The 18,447-nt window shown below is 68.0% G+C and carries 20 protein-coding genes; 7 read left to right on the plus strand and 13 right to left on the minus strand.

The annotated features are described in order from the left end of the window. Window positions 1-17 precede the first annotated feature (17 nt). The 6 genes from ACOHWE_RS08605 to ACOHWE_RS08630 all read right to left on the minus strand — a co-directional run bounded on the left by ACOHWE_RS08605 (window position 18) and on the right by ACOHWE_RS08630 (window position 5,534). Entirely contained in the window at window positions 18-1,361 is a 1,344-nt protein-coding gene (locus tag ACOHWE_RS08605) for a class-II fumarase/aspartase family protein (RefSeq protein WP_420665681.1), read from the minus strand. Next, window positions 1,361-2,071 carry an alpha/beta fold hydrolase gene (locus tag ACOHWE_RS08610; protein ID WP_420665683.1) on the minus strand — a complete coding sequence of 237 codons (711 nt, stop codon included), beginning with the start codon at window positions 2,069-2,071 and terminating at the stop codon, window positions 1,361-1,363. The genes ACOHWE_RS08605 and ACOHWE_RS08610 overlap by 1 nt, the downstream gene beginning before the upstream one ends. Further along, window positions 2,064-2,855, minus strand: coding sequence for a 3-oxoadipate enol-lactonase (gene pcaD / locus ACOHWE_RS08615; RefSeq protein ID WP_420665685.1), 792 nt, complete (start codon window positions 2,853-2,855; stop codon window positions 2,064-2,066). Before pcaD ends, ACOHWE_RS08610 begins: the two co-directional genes overlap by 8 nt. 168 nt (window positions 2,856-3,023) lie before the next feature. Next, the gene (locus ACOHWE_RS08620; protein WP_420665686.1) at window positions 3,024-4,001 is read right to left on the minus strand and encodes a threonine ammonia-lyase; all 978 of its coding nucleotides are present in this window, start codon (window positions 3,999-4,001) and stop codon (window positions 3,024-3,026) included. Further along, window positions 3,998-4,840: an alpha/beta fold hydrolase gene (locus ACOHWE_RS08625; RefSeq protein WP_420665688.1), complete on the minus strand. Its 843-nt coding sequence runs from the start codon at window positions 4,838-4,840 to the stop codon at window positions 3,998-4,000. Before ACOHWE_RS08625 ends, ACOHWE_RS08620 begins: the two co-directional genes overlap by 4 nt. 7 nt (window positions 4,841-4,847) lie before the next feature. Then, window positions 4,848-5,534: a haloacid dehalogenase type II gene (locus ACOHWE_RS08630; RefSeq protein WP_420665689.1), complete on the minus strand. Its 687-nt coding sequence runs from the start codon at window positions 5,532-5,534 to the stop codon at window positions 4,848-4,850. Between the two features lie 209 nt (window positions 5,535-5,743). On the opposite strand from ACOHWE_RS08630, the gene ACOHWE_RS08635 reads away from it, so the two are divergent. After that, entirely contained in the window at window positions 5,744-6,172 is a 429-nt protein-coding gene (locus ACOHWE_RS08635) for an FKBP-type peptidyl-prolyl cis-trans isomerase (protein ID WP_420665690.1), read from the plus strand. A 327-nt stretch (window positions 6,173-6,499) separates the two neighbouring features. Then, window positions 6,500-7,303, plus strand: coding sequence for an AAC(3) family N-acetyltransferase (locus ACOHWE_RS08640; RefSeq protein WP_420665692.1), 804 nt, complete (start codon window positions 6,500-6,502; stop codon window positions 7,301-7,303). 301 nt (window positions 7,304-7,604) lie between these two features. On the opposite strand, the gene ACOHWE_RS08645 is transcribed toward ACOHWE_RS08640, so the two are convergent. The 3 genes from ACOHWE_RS08645 to fabA all read right to left on the minus strand — a co-directional run bounded on the left by ACOHWE_RS08645 (window position 7,605) and on the right by fabA (window position 10,208). Beyond that, window positions 7,605-8,396 carry an enoyl-ACP reductase FabI gene (locus tag ACOHWE_RS08645; protein WP_420665694.1) on the minus strand — a complete coding sequence of 264 codons (792 nt, stop codon included), beginning with the start codon at window positions 8,394-8,396 and terminating at the stop codon, window positions 7,605-7,607. A gap of 6 nt (window positions 8,397-8,402) precedes the next feature. Continuing rightward, a complete protein-coding gene (gene fabB / locus ACOHWE_RS08650) occupies window positions 8,403-9,632 on the minus strand; it encodes a beta-ketoacyl-ACP synthase I (protein WP_420665695.1) in 1,230 nt (409 codons plus the stop codon). 66 nt (window positions 9,633-9,698) lie between these two features. Continuing rightward, the gene (gene fabA, locus ACOHWE_RS08655) at window positions 9,699-10,208 is read right to left on the minus strand and encodes a bifunctional 3-hydroxydecanoyl-ACP dehydratase/trans-2-decenoyl-ACP isomerase (RefSeq protein WP_420665696.1); all 510 of its coding nucleotides are present in this window, start codon (window positions 10,206-10,208) and stop codon (window positions 9,699-9,701) included. A gap of 220 nt (window positions 10,209-10,428) precedes the next feature. On the opposite strand from fabA, the gene irrA reads away from it, so the two are divergent. Next, window positions 10,429-10,845, plus strand: a complete 417-nt coding sequence (gene irrA / locus ACOHWE_RS08660) for an iron response transcriptional regulator IrrA (protein WP_420665697.1) — start codon at window positions 10,429-10,431, stop codon at window positions 10,843-10,845. Here irrA and ACOHWE_RS08665 read toward each other — a convergent pair. Beyond that, entirely contained in the window at window positions 10,810-11,742 is a 933-nt protein-coding gene (locus tag ACOHWE_RS08665; RefSeq protein ID WP_420665698.1) for a LysR family transcriptional regulator, read from the minus strand. The two genes, irrA and ACOHWE_RS08665, sit on opposite strands and share 36 nt — an antisense overlap. Before the next feature lie 102 nt (window positions 11,743-11,844). Here ACOHWE_RS08665 and ACOHWE_RS08670 point away from each other — a divergent pair, with 102 nt between their 5' ends. After that, complete coding sequence (locus ACOHWE_RS08670; RefSeq protein ID WP_420665699.1) at window positions 11,845-12,642, plus strand: phytanoyl-CoA dioxygenase family protein; 798 nt, start codon at window positions 11,845-11,847, stop codon at window positions 12,640-12,642. 9 nt (window positions 12,643-12,651) lie between these two features. Here the strand turns inward: ACOHWE_RS08670 and ACOHWE_RS08675 are convergent, their stop codons facing one another. The 3 genes from ACOHWE_RS08675 to ACOHWE_RS08685 form a co-directional block, all read right to left on the minus strand. After that, window positions 12,652-13,446 (minus strand): Nmad3 family putative nucleotide modification protein, encoded by a 795-nt coding sequence (locus ACOHWE_RS08675; protein WP_420665700.1) that lies wholly within the window; start codon window positions 13,444-13,446, stop codon window positions 12,652-12,654. 157 nt (window positions 13,447-13,603) lie between these two features. Beyond that, a complete protein-coding gene (locus ACOHWE_RS08680; protein ID WP_420665701.1) occupies window positions 13,604-14,662 on the minus strand; it encodes a radical SAM/SPASM domain-containing protein in 1,059 nt (352 codons plus the stop codon). Window positions 14,663-14,821: 159 nt separating this feature from the next. Further along, window positions 14,822-15,691: a glycosyltransferase family 2 protein gene (locus tag ACOHWE_RS08685; RefSeq protein ID WP_420665702.1), complete on the minus strand. Its 870-nt coding sequence runs from the start codon at window positions 15,689-15,691 to the stop codon at window positions 14,822-14,824. Between the two features lie 135 nt (window positions 15,692-15,826). On the opposite strand from ACOHWE_RS08685, the gene miaB reads away from it, so the two are divergent. The 3 genes from miaB to ACOHWE_RS08700 all read left to right on the plus strand — a co-directional run bounded on the left by miaB (window position 15,827) and on the right by ACOHWE_RS08700 (window position 18,361). Continuing rightward, window positions 15,827-17,149 carry a tRNA (N6-isopentenyl adenosine(37)-C2)-methylthiotransferase MiaB gene (gene miaB / locus ACOHWE_RS08690; protein WP_420665703.1) on the plus strand — a complete coding sequence of 441 codons (1,323 nt, stop codon included), beginning with the start codon at window positions 15,827-15,829 and terminating at the stop codon, window positions 17,147-17,149. A gap of 302 nt (window positions 17,150-17,451) precedes the next feature. Next, the gene (locus tag ACOHWE_RS08695) at window positions 17,452-18,042 is read left to right on the plus strand and encodes an OmpA family protein (RefSeq protein ID WP_420665929.1); all 591 of its coding nucleotides are present in this window, start codon (window positions 17,452-17,454) and stop codon (window positions 18,040-18,042) included. Window positions 18,043-18,055: 13 nt separating this feature from the next. Then, on the plus strand, window positions 18,056-18,361 hold the full coding sequence (locus tag ACOHWE_RS08700; RefSeq protein ID WP_420665704.1) for a hypothetical protein: 306 nt from the start codon (window positions 18,056-18,058) through the stop codon (window positions 18,359-18,361). The last annotated feature ends 86 nt before the right edge of the window (window positions 18,362-18,447 follow it).

Below are 18,447 nucleotides of genomic sequence, written 5' to 3' on the forward strand. Positions count from 1 at the left end.
CAGGGCAGCCCCGGGGCTCAGCCCCCGGCGGACTTGAGCACGCGCGCCTTTGCCGCGAAGTCCTTGGCTTCCTGCGGCGCGAGGCCAAGCTGGCGGGCCGGGTCGAACAGCGCCTCGGTATCAAGACCAGGATGCGCCGCCTGCGCCAGCTCTTTCAGGGATGCGCCGGTTGCGGCGGCCTCCTGGCAGAGGCGCTTGACCTCGGCCTGCGCCTCCGGCCTTGGCATGGCGGCGGCGAGCGCGAAGCTCAGCGCCTCGGCATGGATCAGGCCCTGATGCCCGTCCAGTGCGGCGGCCATCGCCTCGGGGCGCGGTTGCAGGTCTTTGCAAAGCGCGGCCCCGGCGCGCGCGGCGGCAGCGGTGCCGAGCACGATCTGCGGCAGGCACAGCCACTCGGTGAACCAGGCGGCGCCGTCGCGCTGGTGCTGCTGCATCGCCGCAGCCTGCAGGGTCGCCAGCAGCCCCGCCTCCTGCCGCGCCAGCGCCGTGAGCACGGCAGGCGCCACCGGGTTCTGCTTCTGCGGCATGGTGGAGGACGCCCCCGCCCCGCCCAGCGAAACCTCGGCAATTCCCGTCTGGGCCAGCGCGGTGCAATCTTCGCCCAGCTTGCCGAGCGCCAGCCCTGCGCGCACCAGCCAGTCCGCGATACGCAGGATGGGCGTGCGGTCGGTATGCCAGCTGCGGCCGGGATCGCCGAGGTTCAGCCCCTTCGCCAGCGCCGCGCGCAGCTCTGCCGCCTTCGGCCCCAGCGCGTTGCCGGTACCGGCAGCCCCAGAGAGCGACACCAGGAGGCAGGATTCACGCAGGGCAGGCAGCTCTTGGATCAGGGCCAGAAGCGGCGTCCCCCAGCCCGCCGCCACCGCCCCAAAGCTGGTGGGAGTGGCATGCTGGCCGTAGGTGCGCCCGGGCATCGGCAGGCTGGCGTGCAACTCTGCCAGCGCCCCCAGCGACCGCACGGCAGAGGAGAGGTCCGCCTCCACCAGCGCCAGCACCTGACGCAGCCGCAGCATCAGCGCGCTGTCCATGATGTCCTGCGAGGTGGCGCCCCAATGCACGTACTGCGCATGTTCCGGCGCGTTCATCTCGGCGCGCAGGGCGGCGACCAGCCCGGGCACCGGGACGCCGTTCTGCGCCGCGGGCGCCTTCAGCACGCCGGGGTCAATTGCGATCTCCATCACCGCCCGGCCAATCGCCGCGGCGCTCTCCCGCGGGATCACACCGGCGGCCCCCTGCGCCTTCGCCAGCGCGCCCTCGACCAGCAGCATGGCACGCAGCTCCGCCGCGTCCGAGAACAGCCGCCCCGCTTCGCCGCAATCAAAAAGCCCGCCATAGAGCTGGCTGTCGAAAAGTGATCCTGGCATCAGAGGTCCTTCACTATCTGTGTGATCAGTGCCGCCAGCCCCTCCGGGTCCGCGAAGAATGGCGAATGCGACGTGTTGAAATCATGCACCATCGCGGGCGGCAGCCCGGCCGCCATCTGGGCCTGGTATTCCGGCGGGATCACCCGGTCGCCGGTGCAGCGGATGTAGGCCTTGGGCACGCTTGCAGAATTTTTGCCAAGCGCGATGGGCGTGTCCTGAGGCCGGATCGGCTGCGGGCAGATATGCTCCAGCGCGTCGGCCACGGCCTCGGGCAGGCAGTCGTGGTAGAACAGTTCCGGCGCCGTCTCCGCCCGGAAGCTGTAGGCGGTTTCCGCCGCGTTCTTTACCGTCGCGCCGCCCAGGGTCTGCTGCGGGCCCGCCTTGCGCATACCGATCAGCGACATCCCGTCCTTCGGCACATAAGCGCAGAGGTAAATGAGCCCGCGCATCGCGCCCGGGTCCAGCTCGGCCGCGGCGGAGATCGGGAAGCCGCCCCAGGAATGGCCCAGCACGATGGTCCTCGGCGTCGAGGCCGCGCGCACGGCCTCGGCCGTTTCCGCGAGGGTGACGGAGGCCGGATCGCGCCCGTCGCCGTGGCCCGGCAGGTCGATGGCCCGCGCGCCGTGGCCGCGCGCCGCCAGCGCCGGGATCAACTCGCGCCAGCACCAAGCGCCGTGGCAGGAGCCGTGGATCAGAAGGAGGTCAGCCAATGTGCCCGGTCTCCTTCAGGAACCGGGTGAGCCTTGCGGCAAATTCCTCCGGCTGCTCGACGCAAGGCAGATGGCCCGCGCGGCGTATCAGGTGGAACTGGCTGCCCGGGATCAGCTCGGCCGTCTCGCGCACCAGATCGGCGGGCGTTGCGCCATCCTCGCTGCCTGCGATGGCAAGGCAGGGCAGGCGCAAGCCGCTGGTCGGTGTGTAGAAATCGGTGCCCGCAATGGCGGCGCAGCAGCCGGCATAGCCCGCGGGCGGCTGCCGCAGCAGCATATTGCGCCACAAAGCAAGATCGGGCCGTTCCAGGAAGGCGCGGGAGAACCAGCGCTGCATCACCGCATCGGCCAGCGCCTCCATGCCGCCGTCCTGCACTTGCGCGATGCGCTCCTGCCACATCGCGGGCGTGCCGATCTTGGCGGCGGTGTTGGAGAGCACCAGCGCACGCACCTGGTCAAGCCGCTTCACCGCGAGCCCCTGCGCGATCATGCCGCCGATCGAGAGCCCGGCGAACATGCAGTCGCGCACAGAGAGGAAATCGAGCAGCCGCTCGGCATCGCGCACCAGCGCGCCCATGGAATACGGCGCAGGCGGGCAATCCGACAGCCCATGGCCGCGCAGGTCATAGCGGATGATGCGCAGGCCCGGGGGCAGGGCGGCCACCACCGCGTCCCAGATCCGCAGATCGGTGCCGAGGGAGTTGGCAAAGACCAGCGGCGCACCTTCCGGGTCGCCGTCGGTACGGTAGTGGAGCCGGACATCGCCCAGGTCTGCGATCTGCATGAATGGCCTCGCTGATTTGCTTTGGCGCGCACTCTACCCCCACCGCCGGCGGGAGGCAAAGCCTGGGGGTGGCCGCAGGCGGCGGCAATTTTCTTGAAGCAAGAAAATTGGCCGGAAAATTTCTCAATTTTCCGGCGCCGGATCGCGCCCGTTCGTGGATTTGGGGGATCAGAGGAGGCGGGAGAGCGCTTCGGAAAACAACGCAGGATCCACGTTGCCGCCGGTGGCGATGGCAATCACCGCATCGCCCTCGAAGGCGTCTGGACGGAACAGCGCCGCCGCCAGCGCCACGGCGCCGCCCGGTTCCAGCACGATTTTCAGCCGCAGGAAGGCCAGCGCCACCGCGCGCATCGCCTCCCCGTCGCTGACTGCCAGCCCCGGTCCGCAGAGCCGCTGCAGCACCGGAAAGGTCAGATCGCCCGGCGCGGGCGTCAGGATCGCGTCGCAGAGAGACCCGGAGGGCCGGTCATTGTGCTGCACCGCGCCGGCTGCCAGAGAGCGCGCCACGTCGTCGAAACCTTCGGGCTCCACGGTGCGCACCCTGAGCCCCGGCGCATGGGCCTCCAGCGCCAGCGCCACCCCGGCCGAGAGCCCGCCGCCGCCGCAGCAGATGGCAACGTCGCCCGAGGTCACGCCCTCCGCCGCCGCCTGGGCGGCAATCTCCAGCCCGGTGGTGCCCTGGCCCGCGATCACCTGCGGATCGTCATAGGGTTTGATCAGCGTGAGCCCGCGCGCCTCGGCGTGCCTGGCCCCCACCGCCTCGCGGCTCTCTCCGCCGGCGCGGTCGTAAAGCACCACCTCGGCCCCCAGCGCGCGGGTGTTGTCGATCTTCAGGCGCGGCGCGTCCTCCGGCATCACGATCAGCGCGGGCACCCCATGCGCCCGCGCCGCCGCGGCGACGCCCTGGGCATGGTTGCCGCTCGAATAGGCGATCACCCCGCGCGCCCGTGCCTCTTCGCTCAGCGCCGAGACCGCCGACCAGCCGCCGCGGAACTTGAACGAGCCGGTGTGCTGCAGGCATTCCGCCTTCACCAGCACCCGGCGGCCCGCGATCTCGTCGAGGTCGGGCGAGGACAAGAGCGGGGTCTGCCGGGCGTGGCCCTTGAGCCGCTTTGCGGCGGCTTCGATCATGGCAAGCGAGGTCATCGGGCGGTCTCCAGCACGGAAAAGATGAGGGCGAGGGCTTCGGGCTCGTCGAGGAAGGGCACATGGCCGCGGCGCGGCACCTCGGCGGTTTTGAGGCCAGGCAGGCGGCGCTGCATCTCGGCGAAGGTGTCAGCATCGAGGATATCGGAATTGGCCCCGCGCAGCGCGCCGCAGGGCAGACCGTCGAGCGCCTCGAACAGCGGCCAGAGATCCGGCGGCGGCCCGGCTTCGGCCTGGGCCAGCAGCGCGTCGCGCAGCCTCGGGTCGTAGCGAAGGGCAAGCCCATCGGGGGTTTCGTCGTAGAAGGCCTGCGCCTCCTCCAGCCAGCGGGCGGGGGGCACGTCCGGAAAAGCCGGGGACATCAGCGCCTGCAGCGTGGCGGCAGCCTGCGCGTGGGTTCTAGCGGCGGGCCTGCGGCCGACGTAGTCGATGATGCGGGCGATGCCGCCGGGGGCGATCACCGGCCCTACGTCATTCAGCACCACCGCCGAGAGCCGCGCCTTCGCGGTGGCCGCGAGGGTCATCGCCACCAGCCCGCCGCGCGAAGTGCCGAGGACCGCGGCCTGCGCGAGGCCGAGGTGGTCGAGCAGTTCCACAGCATCCTGCGTCTCGCGCAGCACGTTGTAGGTGAGGAAGTCATTTGCGTACTCAGAGCCGCCGCGGCCGCGGGCGTCCAGCGTGATCAGCCGCAGGCCTTGTGCGTGGGGCGCGAAATAGCGGAAGTCGCGGCTATCGCGGGTGAGGCCCGCAAGACAGACGAGCGGCAGGGCCTCCGCGCTGTCGGCGCCGCTGTCGGTGTAGAACAGCCGCAGCCCGTCGGAGCTCTCGAAATACGGCATGCCGCGCTTACCCCTTTGCCAGGTCCGGAATCGCGGTGAGGTCCTCGAGCACATGCGCGGGCCGCCAGGGCAGGCGGTCCACGGGCTCCCCGGCGCGGTTTACCCAGGCGGTGGTGAAGCCGTAGCCAGTGGCCCCCGCCGCGTCCCAGCCGTTCGAGGAAACGAACAGCACCTCGCCGGCTGCGCAGCCAAAGTGCTGGCCGACCAGGTCGTAGACCCGCGAATCGGGCTTGAAGATCCCCACGCTTTCGACCGAAAGCACAGCGTCCAGGAGATCGCCGATCCCCGCCGACTGCACCGCGCCATCGAGCATAGCGGGGGAGCCGTTCGACAGGATCGCGGTGTTCAGGCCCGCCTGCTTCAGAGCCCTAAGCATCTGCGGCACCTCGGGGTAGGCCTCGAGCTGCCAGTAGAGGTCCAGCAGCCGCTGGCGCAGGGCAGCATCGCCATCCAGCCCCTCGGCCTCCAACGCCCAGTCAAGCCCCTCCTGCGTGACCTGCCAGAAATCCGCATGCGCGCCGGTGATCGCGCGCAGCCAGGTATATTGCAGCTGCTTCAGCCGCCAATGCTGCGCCAGCGCCTGCCAGCGTTCCAGTGATGCGGCATACTGCGGCTCTGCGGCCGCCTGCCGTGCGGCGGCGGCGACATCGAACAGCGTGCCGTAGGCGTCGAAGATGCAGGTGGTGATGGGCATGCGCGGTATACTCCCTGTCTGGTGCGTGCTGTTTCTTTGCCGCCCTCCGCTGGCGCGGCTCTCCCTGCGGCAGGCTAAGCGAAAAGCCCGCAGCTGCACCAGCGGCAATCCGCGCCTCCGGGCTCTTCCCGGCAATCGGGTTTACATCCGGGCTATGATCTATAGGCTGCTCTGCTTTGAAACCCGAAGCAAAACCGATTGGAGGTCTTATGACCGGGGTAAAAAACGGCGATACCGTGCGCATCCACTACACGGGCAAACTGACGGACGGCACCGTCTTTGACAGCTCCGAGGGACGCGACCCGCTGGAATTCACCGTAGGCGCAGGCCAGGTGATCGCGGGCATGGACGCCGGGCTGCAGGGCATGGAGCCGGGTGAAAAGAAGACGCTGAACATAGATTGCGCCGACGCCTACGGCCCGGCCGACCCGAACGCGCGCCAGGCCATCCCGCGCGAAGGCATCCCGGCGGAGATCCCGCTGGAGATCGGCACCCAGCTGCAGATGCAGAGCCCCGAGGGCCAGGTGCTGCCGGTCACCGTGGCCGAGGTCACCGAGGAGACCGTGACGCTGGACGCCAACCACTTCCTGGCGGGCAAGGACCTGGTCTTCGACGTCGAGCTGGTCTCGGTCGCTTGAGACAGCGCGCGTCCGGAGCGCGCGGCATGAAATCGGCGGGGCACTCCCGTCCGGCGGACGGCGCCCTCCTGCCGGAGGCCGCCGCCGCCCGTTGGGCCGGGCAGCGCGGCAGACCGCGCTGCGGTCTGGTCCGGATGCAGGCCGCGGGGTGGCCACGCCGGCATTTCCCTGCCGCGGCCGGCGATCAGCGCGGGCGCGGAGGCGCCTCCCTTGTTATTGACCTGATTCCGGAAGTGCCGCAGCTGTCACACCGGGCGGTGTGCGGCTATTTCCGCATTTCCGCCGGGACCGTTGCGGCGGCCGGCCGGTCCTGCGACACTCTGCTGGATGGCGCACCAGATCCTCTCCGCTGAAAGCCTCGCGCGCGACCTCCGGGCCCTGGGCGTCGCGCAGGGGGACGGGCTGTTTGTTCATGCCTCGGCGCGGGCGATCGGTCCGGTGGTCGGAGGCGCGCGCTGTATCGTCGAAGCTCTGCTGGAGACGATTGGGCCAGATGGCCTCCTTGGGATGCCGGCCTTCTCATCCGATGCGTACCTCCCGCCGCACTTCGATTCAGAAACGCTCTCCCGCGGTGAGATCGCCGCCATCGAACTTGCCGTGCCGGGCTTTGACCCGCTGCGGTCTCCGGCCTCCGGCATGGGGATCATTGCAGAGACCTTCCGGACCTGGCCGGGAACCGTGCGCAGCTCACATCCAGCGGTATCCATCTGCCTGCACGGGAAGGATGCCGCGGCGTATGCGGAGCCCCATTCCCCGGCCTGGGCTACTGGTCCGGAGACGCCGCTTGGCCGCCTTGCGCATCGGCGGAAAATGAAGATCCTGCTGATCGGGGTGGGGTGGAACAGGTGCTCTGCGCTGCATACCGCCGAAACCCTTGCCCAGTACCGCCGGACCAAGCTGCGCCGGTTCAAGACCGGCCCCGGCAATGCGGCGTGGATCGAGACACCGGACGTGGCTGACGATCTCGGGCGGTTGTTCCCCGCAGCCGGCGCCGCTTTCGAGGCAGCTGGCCAGGTTGGCCGCGGGACGCTGGGGCATGCGGAGTGCAGGATATGCCCCTATGGCGCTCTGGTGGACTTTGCGTCCGGCTGGATCGGCGAGTCGAACAGGATAAGCGGCGCCCGGCACTGACCGGGTGAAGCCCGGTGCCGGTCTCCATCCCCGCGCGGCTCAAGGCTGGGAGGCCGCCTCCCCGCGGGCAGTTTCCGGCGCGACGGCGGTTTGGTCCGGGATTGGCACCGGATCGGGAAAGCGTGCGCACCGGGCGGGGATAATCCGCCATCTGCATCTGAGCGGATCGCCCTCGCGCGCGGCAAGGCGCGGCGTTTCTCTTATGTCCGTAAATTCCTGCAGTCCCATCGCCTCACGAGGCGAAAAAAAGGGCGCCCGAAGGCGCCCTTTCGAAACCGTCCGCTTTTGGGGCAGCCCCGGCTCAGAGATGCTCCTGCTGCGGCATGCCCAGCACGTGGAAACCGCCGTCGACCCGGATGATCTCCCCCGTGGTGCAGGCGCCGGCGTCGGACGCGAGGTAGACCGCGGTGCCGCCCACGGCCTCGAGCGTGGCGTTCTCCCGCAAGGGTGCGTTCTGGGCGGTGTGCTTGAAGGTCTTGCGCGCGCCGCCAATCGCGGCGCCGGCCAGGGTCTTCATCGGGCCGGGGGAGATCGCGTTCACCCGGATGCCGTCGGGCCCAAGGTCATTCGCCAGGTAGCGGGTCGCCGATTCCAGCGCCGCCTTGGCCACGCCCATCACGTTGTAGTTCGGCACTACCCGGTTCGAGCCCTGGTAGGTGAGCGTGATCAGGCTGCCGCCCTTCTCCTGCATCAGCGGGTAGGCGCGGCGCGCCACGTCGATGAAGGAATAGGCCGAGATGTCCATGGAATTCTTGAAGTTGGCGCGGGAGGTGTTGAGGAACCGCCCGGTCAGCTCGGATTTGTCGGAGTAGGCAATCGCGTGCACCACGAAGTCGATGCTGTCCCAGCGCGCCGCGAGCTGCTCGAATGCTGCATCCAGCGAGGCGTCATCGGTCACGTCCACATCCACCATGAAGTCGGAGCCGACGCTGGCCGCCAGCGGCTCCAGCCGCTTGCCGAAGGCTTCGCCCTGGTAGGTGAAGGCCAGCTCGGCACCCGCCTCATGCATCGCCTTGGCAATGCCCCAGGCGATGGAGCGGTCGTTCGCGACACCCATGATCAGGCCGCGTTTTCCGGTGAGAATTCCTGGCATCCGGCGTTATCCCTTGTACTTGCTCAAAACCATGGAGCCGTTGGTGCCGCCGAAGCCGAAGCTGTTGGTCATCACCGAGTCGAGCCCGGCATTTTCCACCAGCCCGGTTGCAACTTCGCCCGGTTCGATGCCTTCGGCGAGTGTGTCGACGTTGATCGAGGGGGCGATGAAGTCCTGGTCCAGCATCAGGAGGCAGAAGATCGCCTCCAGCGCGCCGGCCGCGCCCTGGGCATGGCCGGTCATCGACTTGGTGGAGGAGACCGGGGGCACCTGGCCCGTGCCGAAAACGCGGCGCGCGGCTTCGATCTCGCCGACGTCGCCCACCGGGGTCGAGGTGCCGTGCGCGTTGATGTAGGAGACCTTGCGGCCCTCCGGCACGCTCTGCAGCGCCAGCCGCATCGCGCGCTCGCCGCCTTCGCCCGAGGGCGCCACCATGTCGTGCCCGTCGGAGGTGGCGGCAAAGCCGGTCACCTCGGCATAGATCCTGGCGCCGCGCGCCAGCGCGTGGTCCAGATCTTCCAGCACCACGATGCCGCCGCCGCCGGAGATCACGAAACCGTCGCGGTCCCGGTCGAAGGCACGGGAGGCTTTTTCGGGCGTGTCATTGTACTTCGAGGACATCGCGCCCATGGCGTCGAACAGGCAGGACAGGGTCCAGTCCAGCTCCTCGCCGCCGCCCGCGAACATCACGTCCTGCTTGCCCATCATGATCTGCTCGGCGGCGTTGCCGATGCAGTGCAGCGAGGTCGAGCAGGCCGAGGTGATCGAGTAGTTGATGCCCTTGATCTTGAAGGCCGTCGCAAGGTTCGCGGAAATGGTCGAGGACATGCACTTGGGCACCGCGAAGGGGCCGATGCGCTTGGTGGCGCCGGATTTCAGCACCGTTTGATGCGCCGAGAACATAGCCGAGGTCGACGGCCCGCCGGAGCCTGCCACAAGGCCGGTGCGCTCGTTCACCACCTGATCCTCGGAAAGGCCCGCGTCGGCGATTGCCTGGCTCATCGCGATATGGGCATAGGCCGCGCCCGGGCCCATGAACCGCAGGGTGCGCTTGTCAACGTGCTGGGCCACGTCGATCTTGAGCGTGCCGGCCACCTGGCTGCGGAAGCCGTGCTCCGCCATTTCCGGGCTGGCCTCGATGCCGGATCTGCCGGCCTTCAGAGAGGCGAGAACCTCTTCGGCATTGTTCCCGATGGAGGAGACGATCCCCAATCCGGTGACGACGACGCGACGCATGTGCGCTCTCCTGTTTTCTGTAATGTGAATGCGGCGGCGGCCAGTCAGCATACCGTCAGCTGCCGGTCAGCTCTCCGACAGCGCCACCTTCATGTCCTTGACTTGATAGATCACCTCACCGTCAGCTTCCACGATGCCATCGGCCACGCCCATGGTCAGGCGGCGGGTCTGCACGGCCTTGGTGAAGTTGACCCGGTAAGTCAGCATCTTGCGGTCCGGGCGCACCATGCCGGTGAGCTTCACTTCGCCCACGCCAAGCGCATAGCCGCGGCCCTGCCAGCCGCGCCAGCCCAGGTTGAAGCCGGTGAGCTGCCACAGGCCGTCCAGGCCCAGGCAGCCCGGCATGATCGGGTTGCCGGGGAAGTGGCACTCGAAGAACCACAGGTCCGGCGTGATGTCGAATTCGGCGATCACATGGCCCTTGCCATGCTCGCCGCCGTCGGCGCTGATCTCGGTGATGCGGTCCATCATCAGCATCGGCGGTTCTGGAAGCTGCGCATTGCCGGGTCCGAACAGTTCGCCCCTTGCGCATTTCAGCAAATCGTCTTTGTCAAAGCTGCTGGGGTAGTCGGCCATTCGGGCGCATCTCCTGCTGGGGTCCGGTGCGGATACGGGGATCCGGTTTGAATATCAGGTTCCCTGTAGCACCCGGCCCGAGGGTCCTGCAAGGGCAGCTGGGACAGGTTGGCGCACTGTTGACGCCCCGGGCGTGCGGCAGCTGCAAATGAATTTCATTTGAAAATCCGGGTCCGACGGCCCTATATATACGGTCAGCAACGCGAGGCAGGACCTGCTCATGACGCCAAACAGCGAAGATACGGCAACCCGCTGGCTGACCGAAGCCGGCCTGCGCCCGACCCGGCAGCGGGTGGCGCTGGCCGAACTGCTGGTCGGCGACGGCAAGCACCGCCATATCACCGCCGAAAGCCTGTTCGAGGCCGCCAAGGCCAAGGGCGCCGCGGTCTCCCTGGCCACGGTCTACAACACGCTGCGCGCCTTCTGCGACGCGGGCGTGCTGCAGGAAATCCCGCTCGACGGGTCGAAAAGTTACTTTGACACCAACACCCACGACCATCCGCACTTCTTCTGGGAAGACGAAAACCGGGTGAGCGACGCGCCCGCGCAGGACCTGGTGATCCACAAGCTGCCGGAAGCGCCCGAGGGGATGGAGATCGCCTCAGTCGACGTGGTAATCCGCCTGCGCAAGCGCTGAGCGCAAGCTGGGCAGGCTCCGCTTCAGCACCGCACAGGCCTGCCGCGCCGGAGCAGTGGCGGCCAGATCGGCGTGGGTCGCGAGAATCACCGGCTCCCGCGCAACTTCGTCGCGCACCGGCACCGCCCGCAAGGGCTTCCCGTCATAGCTCGTTCCGCCCGGCGGCAAGCTGTAGCTCAGCCCCGCGCCCTCGCCATTGGCGGCCAGGCTGCGCAACAGCTCCAGCGTCTCCGCCCGGTGGGCGATCTTAGGCACCAGACCTTCGGCCTTGAACAGGCCCAGCATGTGCTGCACCGAAAGCCCCTCCTGCGAGAGCACCAGCGGATGCGCGGCCAGCTCGGCGAGGCTCAAATCTGCCTGCGCCGCCAGGGCATGCCCGGGCGGCACCAGCGCGTGCGGCGCAATACGCTCCAGCTCCACCCGGTCGAATCCCGCATCCAGCCCCAGGTCATAACTCAGCGCCAGATCCGCCTCGCCGCGGGTGAGCGCGCCGATCAGCGCCTCGAACCCGCAGGCGCGCCAGGTGACCTCGGTGCCGGGCAGCGCCTCCCGCAGCGCCTTCAAGGCCGGGGCCAGCAGGAAGGGCGCCAGATCGCTGAAACAGGCAAGCACGAGCTTCTGCGCCCCCTCCGCCGCACCCGCCGGGTCCTCCAGCCGCGCCGCTTCATCCACCAGCGCCTGCGCCCGCGCGGCAAAGGCCCGCCCCTGCGGCGTCAGCGCCAGCGGCGCGCCCTTGCGGCGCAAAAACAGCGCATGGCCCAGCCGCGCCTCGATCCGCGTGAGCGCGGCGGAAAGCGCAGGCTGGCTCACATGCAGCGCATGCGCCGCCGCCGACAGGCTGCCATGGCGCGCAACCGCGCAGACATATTCGTAGTGGCGCAGGGTGAGGTATAACATGGGCAGAAGGGTATATTAGAAAGATATGATTTGAAACTATGCCTGGCGCCGGGGCAGGAAGGACGCATCGCATTCGCAGCAATCGCCATCCGGAGGCCGCCCATGGTTCACCCCCTCATCACCCAAAGCCACGTCGAGGATTACCAGCGCGACGGCGTGGTGCTGATCCGCGGGCTGTTTGCCGGCCAGGTCGAACTGCTGCGCGACGGGGTCGCCGCCAATATGGCGCAGCCGGGGCCCTATGCCTCCAACAACGAAAAGGCAGGCCAGACCGGGCGCTTCTTTGACGATTACTGCAACTGGACCCGCATCCCGGAGTTCGCGCAGGCCATCGAAGCGTCGCCCGCGGCGGAGGTCGCGGCAGACCTGATGCAATCCTCCACCGTGCAGATGTTCCACGACCACGTGCTGGTGAAGGAGCCCGGCACCTCGATGCCGACGCCCTGGCACCAGGACGGGCCCTATTACTTCGTCGAAGGCCAGCAGACCATCAGCTTCTGGTCGCCGCTCGATGCGGTGGAGGAGGCGACGCTGCGCTGCGTCGCGGGCTCGCACCGCTGGGAAAAGGAAGTGCTGCCGACCCGCTGGGTTTCCGAAGAAGGGTTCTTTGCCGACGAGGGCCAATACATGCCGGTCCCCGACCCGGAGGCAGAGGGCATGGAGATCCGCGAATACGCGATGCAGCCGGGCGATGCGGTGGCCTTCAACTTCCGCACCCTGCACGGCGCGCGCGGCAACACAAGCAGCACCCGCCGCCGGGCGTTTTCGTTGCGGCTGGTGGGTGATGATGCGCGCTATGTGGAGCGCCCGGGCCCGACCTCGCCGCCGTTTCCCGGACATGGCATGAGTGCGGGCCAGCGCCTGCGCGAGGACTGGTTCCCGCTGCTGCTGCAACGCTGACAGGCCGGTTCAGGCCGGCTTCGCCGCCTCTCCCAGAAGCGCCCAGAGCGCCGCTGCCCAATCCGCCGCCGCCGGGTCATCGCCCGCATCGCAGACAAACTCCTGCCCGCGGGAAGCGATCTGCAAGCGGTTGCCCTCCAGCCAGCGCTCCGGTTTGCTGTGATAGCTCAGCCCGTGCCGCACCAGCCATTCCGGCACCTGCCAGAGCGAGGGGCTGGCGCCGGGCACGGTGAGCCGCAGGTCAGGGGAGGTATTGCGCGCAAGCCGGCCCTCCCCCAGCCAGAGCGCGTTGTTGGCGAGGCTTCGCGGCCGGTCGGTATGCGGATGCGGGCCGGGAAGGCCGTAGCTGCGCCACCGGCCGGGCGCACCCTCCGCGCCTGGGTGGATGAGTTCTGCGACGCGCATCATGCCGAATATCCGGTGATGCGGGCGGGCGTCCGGATCTTCCCGCGGGGCTGAGAAATCGCGGAACAGCCCGAAAAAGACAAACACGTCCCCCGGCCCCACACCCTGGTTCACCAAATGCGCCTGCGCCGCCCCCTGCTGGCCGAGCACCGCCGGGCCCGGCGTCCAGGGGATCTGCGGGTCGTGATGCGCGGGGTGGCGCGCGGTGAGCCCGCCCTTGCCGTGCTGCTCTGCCAGAGGGGCAAGCGGGCCGCCCGCGGGGTGGCTGAGATCCCCGAAGCAATAGGGCTCCCCCGCCGCACCCGGGATCGGCAGGCTGACCGGCACGCCGCCGATGATGGGCGAGGGGCCGCCGCCGGAGGAGCTGTCGAAACCCTTGCGGGAGAAGATGATTTTCATGCGCGCTCTTGCCGTGGTCCGAGTGTGATTGACCGGAAGCATCGGGGGTGCGGGGCTTCGTGGCAAGGGGAGGGGGCGCTGCCCCCTCGGCCCATTGAGCCTCACCCCCGGGATATTTTGGGCAAGAGGAAGCGGGCAGGCCGGTTCGGGCGCGTGATCAGGTCTTGAGGTCGCGGCGGATGCCCATGTTCTCGGCATTGGAGAAAGAGCAGGTCTTGCAGATGCTGAATTGCTTCAGGAAGCCGCGCTTGCGGGCGCGGGCGGCCTCGTCCGACCGGTAGGCGGCGAGGAAGCCGTCGCGCTCCACGTTCGGGAGCTGGATCACCTGGTCGTAGTCGATGCAGCAGAGGCCCAGGTCGCCGTTCCAGAACACCACCGACTGGAACAGCGGCACCGTGCAGAGCGCGTGGCTGGTGTGGCGGGGGTGGCGGCGCAGCTCCTTCGCGCGCGGCAGGAAATGCGCGAACTCGCGCTTTTGGTCGGCGGAGGTGTAGGAGCCGATCGAGAAGGTCTTGAACCGAACCCGGTCAAAGCCTGCCTCGCGCGCCCAGGCCTCCATTTCTTCCATCTGCGGCTCGGAGTAGCTGGTGAGAAGGGTCTGCAGCACGGTGATGGGCGTCCTGCAGCCCATCTCGCGCTTCAGGCTCAGGAAGGTTTCGATATTGGTTTTGACCTGATCGAAGTCGGAGTTGACCCGGTAGGCCTCCTGCGCCTCCTTGGAGAAGCCATCCATGCAGAGATTCACCCGGCCGAGGCCGGAGCGGATCAGCCGTTCGCTCATCTCCGGCGTAAGGCGGGTGGCGTTGGTCGACAGATACGTGTCGTGGCCGCTGTCATGGGCATAGGCGATGAAGTCCGGCAGATCGCGGTGCAGTGTCGGCTCGCCGGAGAAGCTGAAGTAGATCGCGGGCTTTTCGCGCTGGTCCTTGAAGTCGTCGATGATCTTGCGGAACACATGCGGCTTCATCATTCCGCGCTTGCGCGACATCGCGAAGGTCACCGGGCAGACCGGGCAGCGCAGGTTGCAGCTGTTGGTGGCGTCAATGATGATGATCTTGGGCGGGCGGCGGAAGAAGGCAAGCGGCAGAAAGCGGGCGAAGCGGTGCAGCAGGCGCTCGGCCAAGCGGGGCGGGTGGTCCGGCAGATCGGGCAGCTCCTGCGCGCCGGGCTCTGCATCCGCGGAGCGCAGATGCGGGGCGGGGGAGAGATCTTGCATGCGGGCGTCCTTCCTGGGTTTTTCCGGTCCCGGCTGGGCTTGGCTCGCCGATAAGCCTAGCTTGCGGAAGGGCTGTATCAACCGCGGTGCCGGTCACGATGCGTGAGGAAAGCGTGAAAGCGCCCGGGGCAGAGGGGCGTCAGGCAGACCGCACCGGGCTCAGAACCACTGCCCGGGCTCCATCAGCCCGAGATCCAGGAGCTGGCGGGAGTGCCATTCGAAAGGCGCCGAATTGTGCCAGCGGAAGGTTTCGATCCCGAAGGTGGAACCTGGGTTGCGCTTCAGCGCCTTGGCGGTGCGGAAGGAACAGATCGCAGCCGTCAGGTTGTGGTGCCAGGGGCATTCGTAGGTGTTGTACTCGGGTTCATTGAAGGTGTGGTTCTCCAGAAGCCTGAGGCCCGGCCTGGCCCGGAACAGTGCTACCCGGTCGATCTTGCGGCTGGCCTTCGGGATGTGCTCCTCGAAGCGCCAGCGCACGCCGCCGAAGAAATCCATCTGCCGCGGCAGCGGCCGGCCTGTCTCCGGGTCGGGGCGGGACTGTGCATAATAGCCCGAGCGGTCCAGGCAGGCATCCCCAAGCGACACACCGCTTGGGTTTGCCGTGAGATCGCCCGCGTAGAGGTCGACCACGTAGGTGAGCATCGCATCGCGCCGCTCCTCGCTGTGGAAGGCGAGCATCTCTCCCACGCTGCGGGTCTCGCAGAACGGGTAAAACAGGTATTCCGCATTATAGCAGTAGTAGAGCCAGCAGCCCGGCTTCGCTGCCCGGATCACCGCGTTCACGGCCCGTATCGCCGCCGCAGGCGCGCTGCTGTCGAAGGTGATGCGGTGGACGCGCGCGGCAAGCTCCGCCTCCAGCGCGAAACTCTCTGGCATCAGCACCGCCACCGTCCGAAATCCGCGCTCCAGGTGGTGGCGCAGGGTGGAGGCGGTCTCCACCTCGTCCTCGGCCAGGATCAGCGCTACCGGGCCGCGTTCCAGCAAGGCCTTGCCGCGCTTCAGGAAGTCGCCGAGCGACGGATACCGCATGCCTGCCTGCCCCTGCATTTGCCGGCCTTCGCTGGCCTTTGCAGCCAAAATCGGGTAATCCGGCGCCGATTGCAAGCGGCGCCCTTTGCCTGTATGGCAGGCCGCTGATCCGCACACAGGTGAAGGCAGACCCCCATGAGCGCCCCGAAGAAGCTGTTTATCAAGACCTATGGCTGTCAGATGAATGTCTACGACAGCGAACGCATGGCCGAGGCGCTGGGCGGCGAGGGCTATGTGGAAACGCAGACGCCCGATGACGCCGACATGATCCTGCTCAACACCTGCCACATCCGCGAAAAGGCGGCGGAGAAGGTCTATTCCGAGCTCGGCCGCTTCAAGGGGCTGAAGGCGGAGAAGCCGGACCTGAAGATCGGCGTTGCAGGCTGCGTCGCCCAGGCCGAGGGCGAGGAGATCATGCGGCGCCAGCCGCTGGTCGACCTGGTGGTCGGCCCGCAGAGCTATCACCGTCTGCCGCAGATGGAAGCCAGGGCGCGCGAAGGGGAAAAGGTGCTCGACACCGACTTCCCCGAGGACGACAAGTTCGAAACGCTGAAGGCCCGCGCCAAGGCCAAGCGCGGCCCCACCGCCTTCCTTACCGTGCAGGAAGGCTGCGACAAGTTCTGCGCGTTCTGCGTCGTGCCTTATACCCGCGGCGCTGAGGTCTCGCGGCCCGCGGACCGCATCCTGCGCGAGGCGCAGGAGCTGGTGGAGCGCGGCGTGCGTGAGATCACGCTTTTGGGCCAGAACGTGAACGCTTACCACGGTGCCGGGCCGGATGGCGACGTGACCCTGGCGCAGCTGATCTGGCAGCTCGACAAGATCGACGGGCTGGAGCGCATCCGCTTCACCACCTCGCACCCGAACGACATGATGGACGATCTGATCGAGGCGCATGGCACCTGCTCGAAGCTGATGCCGTACCTGCACCTGCCGGTGCAGTCCGGCTCGGATAAGATCCTGAAGCGGATGAACCGCGCCCACACCGCGGAAAGCTACATCCGCCTGATCGAACGCATCCGCGCGGCCCGTCCCGACATCCTGATCTCGGGCGACTTCATCGTTGGTTTCCCGGAAGAAACCGAAGAGGATTTCCAGGCCACGATGGCACTGGTCGAGGAGGTCAAATACGGCACCGCCTATTCCTTCAAGTACTCCACCCGCCCCGGCACCCCGGCTGCGGAGCGGCCGCAGGTCGACCCGGCCGCGGCGGATGACCGGCTGCAGCGGCTGCAAGCTCTCCTGACCCGCCAGCAGCGCGCGGTGCAGGACAGCATGGTCGGCCGCGAGGTCGGCGTGCTGTTCGAAAAGCCGGGCCGCCTGCCCGGGCAGATGGTCGGCAAATCCGACTACCTGCACGCGGTGCATGTGGCCGATTGCGATGCGGCCGCCGGCGATCTGCGCCGGGTGAGGATTGTCTCCTCGGGCGCCAATTCGCTGGCGGGCGAACTGACCGCCTGAGGCGGCTGCCCGGGGCGCCGCGGCTGGCCCGGGCCGGCCGCGAGCCGCCGCTTTCTCTTCCCGGGGGCGGGCGTGCCACTGGCTCTCGGCAGCCGGGTGGGTCCGTATTGCATCGCTTGCCGCGACAATTGCCGCGGACCTCTCCCTCTGTTCCCGGTCTGCGTCTAATCTGCCCTGAAAATGCGCATTATTTTGCGGGTAAATGCCATCAGATCCAGCTACTTTGGCGCTGATGGCCTAAACGCAAGCAGCTCGATGGCTTGTGCCTACCGGGGAACTTAGGGGAAGGAATTGGGGATTTGTTGACATTCAAAGCGAAACAGGCGGCCGCCGTTTTCGCCGTTGCCGCGGCGGCGCTGAGCATCGCCATCGCACCCGCCGCGGCGCAGGAGCCGGCCGCGCAGCCGCAAAAGCGCGTGATCAAGGGCGAGCGCTACGTGCCTACCATCTGGGTCGATCCCGACGGCTGCGAGCACTGGGTGATGGACGACGGCTCCGAAGGTTTCATGACCCCGCATGTCACCCCGGACGGCAAGCCGGTCTGCCGCCGCGGCAGCATCTGCGGGGTGATGCCCGCGGATCAGTTCTTCGCCACCGACCGGCACCAGATCAACGCCGCAGGCCGCGCCCGCCTGCAGGAGTTCTTCCGCAAGGCGCAGGCCGGCAATGCCCGCGCCTTCGTGATCGCGGGCCACACCGACAGCCGCGCCTCGGATGAATACAACGTCCGCCTGTCGCAGCGCCGCGCCGATGCGGTGGCCGCGGTTGCCCGCACCACCGGCGCCCGGATCGCCGAGGTGCGCGCCTATGGCGAACGCGACCCGCGGGTGCCGAACACCAGTGCCGCCAACATGGCGCAAAACCGCCGCGTCGAAATCTACTGCCTGCGCTGAGAGGGAAGCAAAGATGAACACCGTGAAAGCCGCCGCCGCGCTGGCCGCCGCCACCGTCCTCACTGCTTGCTCGCCAGCGCTGGACAAAACCTTCGACCGCCACCTTGCCGACGGCCAGTCCCAGGATCTCTCGCGGCTGACCGCGGGCATCTGGGTCGATCCGCGCGGCTGCGAGCACTGGATCATCGACGACGGGCTGGAAGGCTACGCCGACCTGCGCCGCACGCCGGATGGCAAGCCGGTCTGCAACAGCAACCTGCCGCGCAACGTGGCCACAGGACCGTTCAAGGCAGGCTCCACCTTCGCCGACCCGATCTGATCCGGCACGGTCCCGCTGCCCGGGCAGCACACTTGGCTGCCCAATGGCTTACGGCCGCCCGCACCCCGGGCGGCCGTTTTGTTTCA

This window comes from Cribrihabitans neustonicus, from assembly GCF_048820895.1.
Taxonomy (GTDB): Bacteria; Pseudomonadota; Alphaproteobacteria; order Rhodobacterales; family Rhodobacteraceae; genus Cribrihabitans_A; species Cribrihabitans_A neustonicus.